The following is a 12685-nucleotide window of genomic DNA, read 5'->3' on the forward strand; positions in this document are numbered from 1 at the left end:
TGCGAACAATTAAATGTGAGGCATGCAAATTTCAATTGCGCGCAATCTAATTGTTTGCGATGTAGGTTCCACCCCAACCCGAAGACCTAAGGAGACGAAAATGTCAGTAAACGTCCTGTATAAGACCAGCGCCAAAGCCACCGGCGGCCGTGACGGCCATGCGGCGACCCTCGACGGCGCGCTCGACGTCAAGCTCACCACGCCGAAGGAACTCGGCGGCGGAGGCGGCGCCGGCAATAATCCCGAGCAGCTGTTTGCGGCCGGCTATGCCGCCTGCTTCATCGGCGCGATGAAGTTCGTGGCCTCGCAGGGCGGCCCGAAGGTTCCGGCTGACGCCTCGGTCACCTCCACCGTCGGCATCGGCCCGCGCGCGGCCGGCGGCTTCGGTCTCGACATCGATCTGGCCGTCTCGCTGCCGGGCCTTGCCCGCGCGGAAGCCGAGGCGCTGGTCGAGAAGGCCCACCAGGTGTGCCCCTACTCCAATGCCACGCGCGGCAATGTCGACGTTCGCCTGACGGTCGTCTGATCAAACGGCGGATTGGCTGGCCCGAGATCCCCCTCGGGCCGGCCGCTTCCGCTTGATTTGCCACGTTGCGGGATAGCGCAGCGGCGGCGCATGCGGCCCTACGCAGCAAGCCATTGCTGGCGCAAAAAAACCTCGCTAGGCCTGTGATCAATGATCGACACAGGGGAAGCGAAGGCATGACTGAAGCCGTTTTGGGCGCAATGAGCGGACTGCGCGTCATCGATCTCACGCGCGTGCTTGGCGGTCCCTACTGCACCCAGATCCTCGCCGACCACGGCGCCGACGTGATCAAGGTCGAGCCGCCCGCCGGCGACGAGGTGCGCGACTGGGGCCCTCCTTTCCACGAGGAAGACGCGGCCTATTTCATCGGCATCAACCGCAACAAGCGCTCGATCGGCCTCGACCTCGCCTCCGAAGGCGGCCGCCTCGTGCTGCTCAAGATGCTCGAGACCGCCGACGTCCTGATCGAGAATTTCAAGCCGGGCACGCTGGAGAAATGGGGCATCGGCAACGATGTGCTCAGCAAGAAATTCCCGCGCCTGGTGCATTGCCGGATCTGCGGCTTCGGCGCCGACGGTCCGCGCGGCGGCAATCCCGGCTATGACGCCATCATCCAGGCCATGACCGGCATGATCGCGGCGACCGGCTCGCCGGAGAGCGGACCGATGCGGATCGGCGTGCCGCTGGTCGACATCACCACCGGCCTCTATGCGGCGATCGGCATCCTGATGGCGCTGTCGGAACGGCAGCGCTCGGGCCAGGGCCAGTTCCTGGAGACGACGCTGTACGAGACCGGCCTCGCCATCATGCATCCGCACACCGCGAATTATTTCATGCACGGCAAGCCGCCGTCGCTCACCGGCAACGAGCATCCCAACCTCGTGCCCTACGCGATCTTCCCGACCAGGACCGACAACATCTTCATCGGCGTCGGCAATGACGGCACCTTCCGCAAGCTCGCCAAGGAGATCGGCAAGCCCGAGCTCGGCACCGATCCGCGCTTTGCCCGCAACAAGGACCGCATCGCCAATCGCGAGGCGCTGCGGGCCGAGCTTGCCGCCGTGTTCAGCCAGCACGAGGCCGAGCCGCTGTGCAATCGTCTGCTCGCCGCCGGCCTGCCCGCAGGTCCCGTGCAGAAGATCGACCAGGCCTTGACCAACCCGCACACGATCGCCCGCGGCGATGTCATCGAGAAGGACTGGTACAAGGGCGTGGCCTCGCCGATCCGGCTCGATCGCAGCAAGCCGAGCCTGCGCCGCCTGCCGCCGAAATTCAGCCAGCACTCCCAGGAGGTGCTGGGCGAGTTCGGCTACTCCAAATCGGAGATCGACGCGATGGTCGAAAAGGGCACCGTCTGCGGCCCCGAGCGCAAGCGCTAAACGCCCTCGCCGCCTCACCCGAGCAAATGCCGCACTGCGGCGCGGGCACGCATGTGCGCCGCGAACGGAGGAGGCTGCGCGCTCGGCATTCGCCTATTTGACGGCTTCCCATTTGGCCGCGCTTGCTGCTTTCGTTTCTCCCGCTTACACAGTCATGTGAACGTCATATGGCGCTGCTAGCGCAAGCGCTTCTTTTTGACGGCCCAAGGGAGGTTTCTTGATGGCTCTTCGACACTTTGGCGCGGCTGCCGCGCTTGCAGTCACCGTTGGTTTTGGCGCTTCGCCGGCGTGGGCAGTGACCGAAATCCAGTGGTGGCACGCGATGACCGGCGCCAACAACGACGTCATCGTCAAGCTCGCCACCGACTTCAACGCCTCTCAGACCGACTACAAGGTGATCCCGACCTACAAGGGCAACTATCCCGATACGATGAACGCCGGCATCGCGGCGTTCCGCGCCGGCAACGCCCCGCACATCATGCAGGTGTTCGAAGTCGGCACCGCGACCATGATGGCCGCGACCGGCGCCGTAAAACCCGTCTACAAGCTGATGGCCGAGGCCGGCGAGAAGTTCGACCCCAAGATCTACCTGCCCGCCATCACCGGCTACTATTCGACCTCGAAGGGCGAGATGCTGTCCTTCCCGTTCAACTCGTCGTCGACCGTCATGTGGGTCAACCTCGACGAGCTCAAGAAGGCGAACGTCGAGATCCCCAAGACCTGGCCCGAAACGTTCGAGGCCGCCAAGAAGCTGAAGGCTGCGGGTCATGACACCTGCGGCTTCTCCGGCTCCTGGGTCACCTGGGTCAATCTCGAGCAGCTCTCCGCCTGGCACAACGTGCCGCTCGCCAGCAAGGCCAACGGCCTCGACGGCTTCGACACCGTGCTGGAGTTCAACGGCCCGCTCCAGGTCAAGCATCTCGAAACCCTGGTCGAGCTGCAGAAGACCAAGACCTACGACTATGCCGGCCGCACCAACACCGGCGAAGGCCGCTTCACCTCCGGCGAATGCCCGATCTACCTGACCTCGTCGGCGTTCTTCGGCAACGTCAAGGCGCAGGCCAAGTTCAACTTCACCGCCGTGCCGATGCCATACTATCCGGACGTCAAGGGCGCGCCGCAGAACTCGATCATCGGCGGCGCTTCGCTCTGGGTGATGGGCGGCAAGTCGGCCGACGAATACAAGGGTGTCGCGAAGTTCCTGACCTTCCTCTCGGACACCGACCGCCAAGTCTACATCCACAAGGCCTCGGGCTATCTGCCGATCACCAAGGCGGCCTACGCCAAGGCGAAGGAAGAAGGCTTCTACAAGGATCAGCCCTATCTCGAGACCCCGCTGATCGAGCTGACCAACAAGGAGCCGACCGACAATTCGCGCGGTCTGCGCCTCGGCAACATGGTTCAGCTCCGTGACGTCTGGTCGGAAGAGATCGAGCAGGCGCTGGCCGGCAAGAAGACCGCCAAGCAGGCGCTGGATGCTGCCGTCGAGCGCGGCAACACGATGCTGCGCCAGTTCGAAAAGACTGCCGTCAAGTGAGGCGATGAGCGGCAGGCCGCAAGCCGGCCTGCCGCTCACCTGACATCATGCAAAAGCAAGCCATTTTCCAAGCAAAACTATTGCCCTACGCGCTGGTTGCGCCGCAGCTCGCGATCGTCCTGATTTTTTTCTACTGGCCGGCCGCGCAGGCGGTGATCCAATCCTTCCTGCTCCAGGACGCCTTCGGTCTGTCGACAAGCTTCGTCTGGTTCGAGAATTATCAGGACCTGTTCAAGGACCCGGCCTATTTCGAGGCGGTTGTCCGTACGTTCGTCTTTTCGTTCGCCATCGCCGTCTCGTCGCTGTCCTTCGCGCTCTTGCTCGCCGTGATGGCGGACAAGCCGCTGCGCGGCTCAATGCTCTACCGCACGCTGCTGATCTGGCCCTATGCGGTGGCGCCGCCCGTCGTCGGCGTGCTCTGGATCTTCATGCTGCATCCTTCGCTCGGCGTGCTGTCGCGCTATCTGCGCAACCTGGGCGTCGACTGGAATCCGCTGCTTGACGGCAACCAGGCGGCTGGGCTGATCATCCTCGCCGCGGCGTGGAAGCAGATCTCCTATAATTTCCTGTTCTTCCTCGCCGGCCTGCAAGCCATCCCCCGAAGCGTGTTCGAGGCCGCCGCGATCGACGGCGCCCGTCCGATGCGGCGGTTCTGGACAGTGACCTTCCCGCTGCTGTCGCCCACGATCTTCTTCCTGCTGGTCGTCAACATCGTTTACGCCTTCTTCGACACCTTCGGCATCATCGACACCATGACCCGCGGCGGTCCCGGCACATCGACGGTCACGCTGGTCTACAAGGTCTATTCTGACGGCCTGCTCGGCGGCAATCTCGGCAGCTCGGCGGCGCAGTCGGTGATCCTGATGGTCATGGTCATCGTGCTGACGGGAATCCAGTTCCGCTTCGTCGAACGCAAGGTGACCTACTGATGGTCGAAGAAGAGGGCTTTCGGCGCTACGTCGCCCACGCGATTCTCTGGATCGGGATCGCGATCGTCGCATTCCCGGTCTACATCGCGATCGTCGCCTCGACCCAGGACAACGCCCTGATCGCGAACGGGCAGATGTCGCTGCTGCCGGGCGGCCATTTCTTCGAGGTCTACTACAAGACCATCTTCGTCGGCACGAGCGGCTCGACCCGCGAGCCCGTCGGCAACATGATGCTGAACTCGCTGGTGATGGCGCTGGCAATCGCGATCGGCAAGATCGCGATCTCGATCATCTCGGCCTATGCGATCGTGTATTTCCGCTTTCCGTTCCGGATGGCGATCTTCTGGATCATCTTCATCACGTTGATGCTGCCGGTCGAGGTGCGCATCTATCCGACCTACAAGATCGTCGCCGATCTGCACATGCTCGACAGCTATGCTGGCCTCGCGCTGCCGCTGATCGCGTCGGCCACCGCGACGCTGCTGTTCCGCCAGTTCTTCATGACCGTGCCGGACGAGTTGCTGGAGGCCTCGCGCATCGACGGTGCCGGCCCCTTGCGTTTCTTCTGGGATACGCTGCTGCCGCTGTCGCGCACCAACATGGCGGCGCTGTTCGTGATCCTCTTCATCCTCGGCTGGAATCAATATCTCTGGCCGCTGCTGATCACAACGCGCGACGACATGCAGACCATCCAGGTCGGCATCCGCAAGATGATCACCACTACTGATGCGCTGACCGAATGGCCGATCGTGATGGCCACCGCCGTGCTCGCCATGCTGCCGCCGGTGTTCGTCGTCGTCGCCATGCAGAAATTGTTCGTGCGCGGCCTGGTCGAGACCGAGAAGTAGGTTTTTGGGAATGAGTTTTCATGGCTAACGTCACCCTGCGCAACGTCCGCAAGACCTATCCCGGCGGCTTCGAGGCCATCAAGGGCGTCAACGTCGATGTCGGCGACGGCCAGTTCTGCGTGCTGGTCGGTCCCTCCGGCTGCGGCAAGTCCACGCTGCTGCGCATGGTCGCAGGTCTCGAGACCGTCACCGGCGGCGAGATCGACATCGGCGGCCGAATCGTTAACCAGATCGAGCCCGCCGATCGCGACATCGCGATGGTGTTCCAGAACTACGCGCTCTATCCGCATATGAGCGTCTTCAACAACATGGCCTACGGCCTGCGCAACCGCGGCATGAAGGAGGCCGAGGTCAAGACCCGCGTCGACGAGGCCGCACGCGTGCTCGAGCTCACGCCGATGCTGGAGCGCAAGCCGCGCCAGCTCTCCGGCGGCCAGCGCCAGCGCGTCGCCATGGGCCGCGCCATCGTGCGCCAGCCGAAAGTCTTTCTGTTCGACGAGCCGCTGTCGAACCTCGATGCAAAGCTGCGCATCGCGATGCGGGTCGAGATCCGCAAATTGCAGCGCCGGCTCAACACGACCTCGATCTACGTCACCCACGACCAGCTCGAGGCGATGACGCTCGCCGATATTCTCGTGGTCATGAATGGCGGCCAGGTCGAGCAGGTCGGCAATCCGCTGGCGATCTACGAGAAGCCGGCGACGACCTTCGTCGCCTCCTTCATCGGGGCACCGCCGATGAACCTGATGTCGACGCGCGCCGATGAGATCAAATCGCAGCTCGACGGCAGCGCGACCGAGGCCGGCATCCTCGGCATCCGCCCGGAAGATTTCGTCATCACCGACCAGACCCCGGCCGGCGGTGTCGCACTGCCGCTGACCGTGGAAGCGATCGAGCGCGTCGGCGCCGAAACTTTCGTCTACGGCACGCGGGCCCAGGACGAGCAGCGCGTCGCCGCCACCCCCGGCGAGCTGCCGCCCGGCGAGGTCATCGTCCGCATTCCCGGAACCGAGGCCCCAGCCATCGGTGAGAGGATCCGCGTCGCCGCGGTACGGCCGAAGCTGCACCTTTTCAGCGGCGACGGGCGGACGCGGATCGAGGCCTGACCGGTTCCGAGGGCCGGCCGATCAAAAACGCGAAAAACAACCCCATGCACAGTAGCCGGGGGTTTGATTTCATTGAGATAAATCGGCGGCCGACTCGTCATGCCCGGGCTTGTCCGAGCATTTGCGTTCCCGGTGACGAATTGGGCGCTTCCGCGCGACCGCGGGCGGGGTCAGGCGCGAAAATGGGCAATCCACAGGCTCCCGCTACGTCCTTGAACCGACACGGGGTTATGACCATATTGCTGACCAAGGGGCGCCGCTTCCGGGCCCCGAAATGCCAAAGTCGCTTCGAGAGGACTTTGTAAACTATGTCTCGTGTTCCCACGCTTTCCAGTCCGTTCCTTCTGGGCTTCGACGAGATCGAGCGCGTGCTCGACCGCGTCGTCAAAGGCGCCGACGGCTACCCTCCCTACAATATCGAGAGGTGCGACCGATCGGACGGCCAGCCCGAGCGGCTGCGGATCACGCTGGCGGTCGCCGGATTCACCCGCGACCAACTCGATGTAACCATTGAGGAAAACCAGCTCGTGATTCGCGGGCGTCAGCAGGACGACAAGTCCCGGCAATACATCCATCGCGGCATCGCCGCGCGCCACTTCCAGCGCACCTTCGTGCTGGCGGAGGGGATGCTGGTGCTGGGTGCGGATCTGAAGAACGGGCTGCTGTCGGTCGATCTTGCCCGGCCTGAACCGGAGAGGATCGTTAAGACAATCGCTATCAATGAGCACGAATAATGGAACGAGTAGCGGACTCGACCGCTTAGTTTCTGTGAAGGAGTCGAGACCATGAGTGAAGGTCACGTTGCGTTCGAATACGAAGCCAAGAACGTCTCGCCCGAGACGCTGGCAACCCTCGGCGAAGGTCATATCGCCTATGTGAAGCAGATCCGCTCCGAGGATGTGCCGGGCCTGTTTCCCGAGGCGCCGAAAATCGCGCCGGGCCTCAAGCTCTTCGCGCTCCACGCCGCCGACGGCACGCCGATCATGCTGACCGACAGCCGCGAAGCCGCGGTCGCCAACGCCTGGAGCAACGAGCTGCAAGCCGTGAGCGTGCACTGACGCACGCTTAGCGCGACATCTGCGAATTCAAATGCGCGGGCATGCCTCAAGGCGGCCCGCGCATTTTTTATGGGCCATCTGGCGAAGCGTCGACGTTCCGGCCTAGCATCGGGCTCAACGCCGAAGCGGGGTGCTCTGAGAAGAGAATCGAGAATGACGTCGGACGGTCCAAGTGCGGTGCTCTCATCCGAAGAGATCGAGGCGATTGCGCGCGATGCCATTGCGGAAGCTCAGGCGGGAAGAACACAGGCCGCGTTGCACAAGCTGATGCCGCTGCGAAAAGCGCAGCCCCGGCAGCCCGAAGCCGCCATGGCATTGCTGCGGGTCGTCCATGATCGATGCTTGCAAAGAGAAGCCGCGATAGACGTTCTGTCAGAGGTCGCACAATCTCACGATCAGGACTTCTGGATTCTCTCGACTGTAGGGCTCTGCCTTGAAGCAGCGCGCGACATTGACGATCTCAATGCACCGCCGCCCGATATTGCATTGTTCCGTTTGGTCGTCGAAAAACTGAGCGGGTTGGCCAAGGTCCACGAGGGGCAACCCGAACAGGAACCGATTCTCGAAGGTCTGGCCACTGCGGCGCGAATGCTGTCGCGCCAGCAAGATGCGATTGCCGAGAGCAGCTATCGGAAACTCACCGAACTCAATCCGCAAAACAGCACCCACCATTACAATCTGGGTCTTTTCTACAAGACACGCGGCAGATTCGCAGATGGCGCGACCGCAAACCAGATCGCAGCCAGCCTCGCGGACGAAGTCACCGAGAGTTACGAGTGGAATCTTGGTATCTGCGCCACCGGCGCAAAGAATGCCTCTCTGGCACTGGATGTCTGGAGGCGCATGGGGCTTGCGATCGAGATCGGGCGCTTTGGCTTGCCGGAATGCTCATTGTCTCAATGCAAGGTCAAGCTGGCGGAGCGGCCCCTGGCGGAGCGCACGGCCGATCAGGACGATCCGGGCGCGGAGGAAACCATCTGGATCGAACGGTTGAGCCCGTGCCACGGCATCGTCCGCAGTGTGCTCTACCAGAAGCTCGGCGTGGACTATGGCGACGTCATCCTGATCGACGGCGCGCCGATTACACATCACACGTATGGTGAGGTGCAGGTCCCGGTTTTTCCACATTTGGCGACGCTGGAGCGGCGGAACTATCAGCTATTCGACTTCGCCGGCACACAGGATTCGGCACGGCAACTGGCGGACTTGACCGCAGAGCTGGATGAGGACGCCGTCGTCTATTCGCATTCCGAGAGCTTCGTGATGATATGCGCGAATTGCTGGCGCGACCCCGATCTCGATCACGACCGTCACGAGGCAATAGAAAAGCACGTCGTCACGGGGCGAATTGCCGCTCCCGCGGGAATGGCCCCCGCACGACTGCTGGAGTTGATCGACAAGGCTATCGAGAAGCAGGAACGGCGCTGCCAACTCTATGCGCCAGATCTTTGCAAGGCGGCAGGGCTGGTGGCGCGTGAGGCGATCGACCGACGTCGGTTCGCTTTGCTGACGGGCAACTAGCGCATGATCCGTCGCCCGCGCTCCCGCCATTTTTCTTCGCCGACCAGACAGGACACCCGGGGCTCATTCTCGGCAGTTGGGACGATCCTCCCCTCCGGCGCGAGGCCCGCAACTTCGAGAACAAGCTTGGTCCGGATCGCTTCCTGGAATTTTTCGCGATCCTTGATTGTCATGATGAAGGCACCCGGCCCTCCGATCACGCAGTCCTCGTAATACAGATCGAGATTCTCGATATCGGTCGTCAAATAGGACGGCTCCTTCACCATGATCGGCAGGCCGTTGATGATGATGCCTTTCTCAACGGCAGCGTCGCGCGCGCCGGTGACGGGGGCTCCGTCGTTGTTCGGCCCATCGCCGGAAATGTCGATGACGCGCCGCGACCCGCGATAGGGATTTTCTTCGAACAGCTGCACTGCGAAATTGATCGCGCCGGAAATCGAGGTGCTCGAACCTCGGCGAATCGGCGTTTTCATGATCTCGGCGGCCACGGCGTCCGCCGATTCCGGGCCGTCGATCACGCGCCACGGAATGATGATCCTGTCGTCGCCCGACATCGACCACTCGAAATAGGTCAGAGCCACCTTGCTGGCCGGACGGGCCCTTAGCGCCTGAAGAAAGTCTTTCGAGACGATGGCCTGTGCATAGCCCTCGCGCTGAATGGCGAGTTCGTCCAGATCCATCGAATAGGAGACGTCGACGGCGATAACGAGCTCGACATTGACGGACAGTGCGCTGTGCCTGGCGTCGGCTATCCCTGATTTCGGGCTCGGCGCGGCAATGCTGGCAACGTCACCTCCGACGATCGCCCCCGCAACAAGCACCGCCCCGACCGAGACACACCAGCGCATGGCGGCCCTCCCGTCCGTTCAAAAGCATGGTGACACCCAAAACGCGCATCGAAAAGCGGAAACATGCCTTTGCCTGCCCGGACACGGATGAGAGTTCCAGGCCCGCGCGAATGTCCGCGTCAGCGCGTCTCGCGGATATCTTCGAAGCGATGGGCGCTGCAATAAGATGCGCCTCAGCCGCCTGAACGCTCCGCCAGCCGCGCGCGGATGTCCGGCTTCAAGACCTTGCCGACCTTGGAACGCGGCAGGTCGTCCCAGACTTCGATCTGCTTCGGTGTCTTGACGCTGCCGATCCGCGCCTTGACGAAGGCAGCCAGCGCCGTCGCATCGACGCTTTGGCCGGCGCGGGGCTGCACCACGGCGACGATCCGCTCACCCCATTTCTCGTCCGCCAGCCCGATCACGGCGCAATCCTGCACCGCCTCATGCGCCCGCAGCGCGTTCTCGACCTCGATCGAGTAGACGTTGAACCCGCCGGTGATGATCATGTCCTTGGCGCGATCGACGATATAGAGGTAGCCGTCGTCGTCGATGTAGCCGATGTCGCCGGTGTGGTGCCAGCCATGCGCGGAGGCCTCCGCCGTAGCCTCGGGATTTTTGTAATAGCCCTCCATCACCAGCGAACCGCGGACCACGATCTCGCCGCGGGCGCCGGTCGGCAGCAAATTGCCGTCGCTATCCATGATGCCGGCCTGCACCAGCGGGCTGATCCGCCCGGCCGAGGCGAGACGCTCCATCGCGATCGTGCCGTCGGCATTGTAATGCTCGCTAGGTGCCATCATCGAGATCATCATCGGCGCTTCGGTCTGACCGAACAACTGCGCCATCGGCCCGATACGCTGGAGCGCTTCCGCAAGCCGCGCGGCCGAGATCGGCGCCGCGCCGTACCAGAAACATTGCAGAGACCCGAGCCTCGCGGAGTCGAGCTTCGGATGATCGAGCAGCATGTAGATCACGGTCGGCGGCAGGAAGGTGTGCGTGATACGGTAGCGCTCGATCAGATCGAGAAATTCTGCGATGTCGGGGTGATGCATGATCACGATGCGGCCGCCGAGCGCCATGATCGGGAAACACAGCACGCCGGCCGCGTGGGTCAGCGGCGCAAGCGCGAGGTAGATCGGGCGGCCCTTGAAGGGATAGCCCATCAGCGTCAGGGCCGTCATCGCCTCGATGTTGCGGCCCGACAGCATGACCCCCTTCGGCTTGCCTGTGGTGCCGCCGGTGCCCGGGATCATCGCGAGATCGTCGACCGCCTCGCGTTGATAATGGTCGTCGGCGAGGCCGGCGAGCCAGCTGTCGAACGAAGGCGCGAAGGGCAACTCAGCATCGAGGCAGACGACGGCGCGCAGCTTTGGCAGCTCTGCACGCACCGCCTCGACCATCGGCGCGAAGCTTGAATGAAACAACAGCAGGCTGCAGTCGAATTGCTCGAGGATGAGCCGATTTTCGACCGCCTCGTTGCGCGGATTGATCGGGCACCAGACCGCGCCTGCGCGGGAAATGCCGAACACGCAGGCAAACGCGACCGGATCGTTGCCGGAGAGGATTGCGACCTTCTCGCCGGCAGCAATGCCCGATCGCGCGAGCCCGCGCGCGACGCGGTAGCTCAGCCCCTGCACCTCGCCATAGCTGAGGTCGCGTCCATCCATGGTGAGGCACGGCGCGTCGGCGCCGAGCGAGGCACCTTTGTCCAGGTAATCGATGAAGCGCATGATCAACACCCGAAGCGGTAGCGGGTGACGCGGAGGTCCGCGCCACCCGCGATTGACTTAATCGTGCACGGTCAGAACAGGCTTGCTGACGAGCCCGAAGCTGCGCAATTGCCCGAGCAGCTCGTGATGGCCGAACGCCTGGCAGCCGGAGGCGAAGCCTACGCGCTTGGGCGGCTGCTGCAACAGATGGGCCGCAGCATAGGCCTGCAACATGCCGGTCTGCTTGTAGTTGCTGTTGCCGTTGATGACGCAGTGCGCGCGCCCCAACGGGCCGGAGGCATGTACCGAATCCATCGACTTGTTGACGCGCGGGTTCTCGCGCGGCGGCATGGTGTTCATCACACCGGCGGCGGTCTGCGCCAATGCGGCGTAGCGGTCGTCGGGATTCATATCCTTGGTCGCCTCCAGCGCGGCCGCGACGATCTGCGGCACGCCCAGCATCAGCGCGCGATTGAACACGCCGCCCAGCACCTTCACGTTGGCCACGCGCGGATCGCGCTTGAACCACACCGGGTGCGAGGTGCCTCCCCAGGGCAACGCCAGCGCCAGCTCGTGCTGACCAGGGATGGCGAGGTTGTAGAGGCCGGCATCGGGCTGATGCTCGACGTACTTGTTCTGCTCCAGGTAGTAGGCCTTGGCCATCGCGGCGTTGACCAGGATGGTCTGCGTCGATGCGATGGTCGGGCTGCCACCCCAGAACACGGCAATGTCCAGCGTGTCGAGGCCGGGCGTCTCCAGGCACAGCTGCGCGGCGATCTCGCCGGTGGTGTACATCTGCGCGATGCCTGGCGCCAACAGCAGCCCGGCATTGGCGAACTTCGTGCCCCACTCCTGCTCGAGCGTGATCAGCCAGTCCTGCTCACCGGTGGTGTCGGTGTAATGACACTTGGAAGCGAGGCAAGCCTGCACCACTTCGCCGCCGAACTTGGCGAAGGGACCCACGGTGTTGAGCACCACCGAGGCGCCCTTGAACAATTCAGTCAGCGCAGCCACGGTGTGCGGCACCTTGACCACCTCGTAGTCGGCGGTCTCGATGCCCGCTACATTCGACTTCATCGCGGCGTTGAGCTTCTCATTGCTGCGGCCGGCGGCGATGAAGGGGATGTTGTATTCGCGTAAGTATTCACAGACCAGCCGGCCGGTATAGCCGGAAGCGCCATAGACGATGACGGGCTTCTTCTCGCTCATTGCGTTCCTCCGAAATGCTTGTTGTCGGCTTTG

The 12685-nt window shown here is 63.2% G+C and carries 12 protein-coding genes; 9 read left to right on the forward strand and 3 right to left on the reverse strand.

Going from position 1 to position 12685, the window contains the following annotated elements; translation table 11 throughout:
- Window positions 1–100: 100 nt before the first annotated feature.
- The 9 genes from ACVJ5M_RS03670 (at window position 101) to ACVJ5M_RS03710 (ending at window position 8904) form a co-directional block, all read left to right on the forward strand.
- Complete coding sequence (locus ACVJ5M_RS03670; protein WP_045004850.1) at window positions 101–526, forward strand: organic hydroperoxide resistance protein; 426 nt, start codon at window positions 101–103, stop codon at window positions 524–526.
- Between the two features lie 176 nt (window positions 527–702).
- Window positions 703–1905, forward strand: coding sequence for a CaiB/BaiF CoA transferase family protein (locus tag ACVJ5M_RS03675; protein ID WP_063980177.1), 1203 nt, complete (start codon window positions 703–705; stop codon window positions 1903–1905).
- Between the two features lie 220 nt (window positions 1906–2125).
- A complete protein-coding gene (ugpB, locus tag ACVJ5M_RS03680) occupies window positions 2126–3442 on the forward strand; it encodes a sn-glycerol-3-phosphate ABC transporter substrate-binding protein UgpB (RefSeq protein ID WP_063980178.1) in 1317 nt (438 codons plus the stop codon).
- Window positions 3443–3489: 47 nt separating this feature from the next.
- A complete protein-coding gene (gene ugpA, locus ACVJ5M_RS03685; RefSeq protein ID WP_063980179.1) occupies window positions 3490–4371 on the forward strand; it encodes a sn-glycerol-3-phosphate ABC transporter permease UgpA in 882 nt (293 codons plus the stop codon).
- Window positions 4371–5219, forward strand: coding sequence for a sn-glycerol-3-phosphate ABC transporter permease UgpE (gene ugpE / locus ACVJ5M_RS03690; RefSeq protein ID WP_063980180.1), 849 nt, complete (start codon window positions 4371–4373; stop codon window positions 5217–5219). The genes ugpA and ugpE overlap by 1 nt, the downstream gene beginning before the upstream one ends.
- Window positions 5220–5239: 20 nt before the next feature.
- Entirely contained in the window at window positions 5240–6325 is a 1086-nt protein-coding gene (locus tag ACVJ5M_RS03695; protein ID WP_063980181.1) for a sn-glycerol-3-phosphate import ATP-binding protein UgpC, read from the forward strand.
- A 308-nt stretch (window positions 6326–6633) separates the two neighbouring features.
- Entirely contained in the window at window positions 6634–7059 is a 426-nt protein-coding gene (locus ACVJ5M_RS03700) for an Hsp20 family protein (RefSeq protein WP_018645065.1), read from the forward strand.
- A gap of 51 nt (window positions 7060–7110) precedes the next feature.
- Window positions 7111–7383, forward strand: coding sequence for a BQ00720 family protein (locus ACVJ5M_RS03705; protein WP_011083553.1), 273 nt, complete (start codon window positions 7111–7113; stop codon window positions 7381–7383).
- Between the two features lie 153 nt (window positions 7384–7536).
- Window positions 7537–8904 carry a tetratricopeptide repeat protein gene (locus ACVJ5M_RS03710; RefSeq protein WP_063980182.1) on the forward strand — a complete coding sequence of 456 codons (1368 nt, stop codon included), beginning with the start codon at window positions 7537–7539 and terminating at the stop codon, window positions 8902–8904.
- Here the strand turns inward: ACVJ5M_RS03710 and ACVJ5M_RS03715 are convergent.
- The 3 genes from ACVJ5M_RS03715 to ACVJ5M_RS03725 form a co-directional block, all read right to left on the reverse strand.
- Window positions 8901–9752, reverse strand: a complete 852-nt coding sequence (locus ACVJ5M_RS03715) for a DUF1194 domain-containing protein (RefSeq protein WP_063980183.1) — start codon at window positions 9750–9752, stop codon at window positions 8901–8903. The two genes, ACVJ5M_RS03710 and ACVJ5M_RS03715, sit on opposite strands and share 4 nt — an antisense overlap.
- 173 nt (window positions 9753–9925) lie before the next feature.
- Window positions 9926–11464: an AMP-binding protein gene (locus ACVJ5M_RS03720; RefSeq protein ID WP_063985961.1), complete on the reverse strand. Its 1539-nt coding sequence runs from the start codon at window positions 11462–11464 to the stop codon at window positions 9926–9928.
- Between the two features lie 57 nt (window positions 11465–11521).
- On the reverse strand, window positions 11522–12652 hold the full coding sequence (locus ACVJ5M_RS03725; RefSeq protein ID WP_063980184.1) for a DUF5938 domain-containing protein: 1131 nt from the start codon (window positions 12650–12652) through the stop codon (window positions 11522–11524).
- Window positions 12653–12685: the final 33 nt, after the last annotated feature.

It is taken from the genome of Bradyrhizobium sp. S3.7.6, assembly GCF_054061875.1.

Bases quoted from the DNA above. Each gene is read 5' to 3' on its own strand.
- ugpB (WP_063980178.1), top strand. From the start codon at position 2,126: ATGGCTCTTCGACACTTTGGCGCGGCTGCCGCGCTTGCAGTCACCGTT.
- ugpE (WP_063980180.1), top strand. From the start codon at position 4,371: ATGGTCGAAGAAGAGGGCTTTCGGCGCTACGTCGCCCACGCGATTCTC.
- ACVJ5M_RS03705 (WP_011083553.1), top strand. From the start codon at position 7,111: ATGAGTGAAGGTCACGTTGCGTTCGAATACGAAGCCAAGAACGTCTCG.
- ACVJ5M_RS03695 (WP_063980181.1), top strand. From the start codon at position 5,240: ATGGCTAACGTCACCCTGCGCAACGTCCGCAAGACCTATCCCGGCGGC.
- ACVJ5M_RS03725 (WP_063980184.1), bottom strand. From the start codon at position 12,652: ATGAGCGAGAAGAAGCCCGTCATCGTCTATGGCGCTTCCGGCTATACC.
- ACVJ5M_RS03670 (WP_045004850.1), top strand. From the start codon at position 101: ATGTCAGTAAACGTCCTGTATAAGACCAGCGCCAAAGCCACCGGCGGC.
- ACVJ5M_RS03710 (WP_063980182.1), top strand. From the start codon at position 7,537: ATGACGTCGGACGGTCCAAGTGCGGTGCTCTCATCCGAAGAGATCGAG.
- ACVJ5M_RS03720 (WP_063985961.1), bottom strand. From the start codon at position 11,464: ATGCGCTTCATCGATTACCTGGACAAAGGTGCCTCGCTCGGCGCCGAC.
- ugpA (WP_063980179.1), top strand. From the start codon at position 3,490: ATGCAAAAGCAAGCCATTTTCCAAGCAAAACTATTGCCCTACGCGCTG.
- ACVJ5M_RS03700 (WP_018645065.1), top strand. From the start codon at position 6,634: ATGTCTCGTGTTCCCACGCTTTCCAGTCCGTTCCTTCTGGGCTTCGAC.
- ACVJ5M_RS03715 (WP_063980183.1), bottom strand. From the start codon at position 9,752: ATGCGCTGGTGTGTCTCGGTCGGGGCGGTGCTTGTTGCGGGGGCGATC.
- ACVJ5M_RS03675 (WP_063980177.1), top strand. From the start codon at position 703: ATGACTGAAGCCGTTTTGGGCGCAATGAGCGGACTGCGCGTCATCGAT.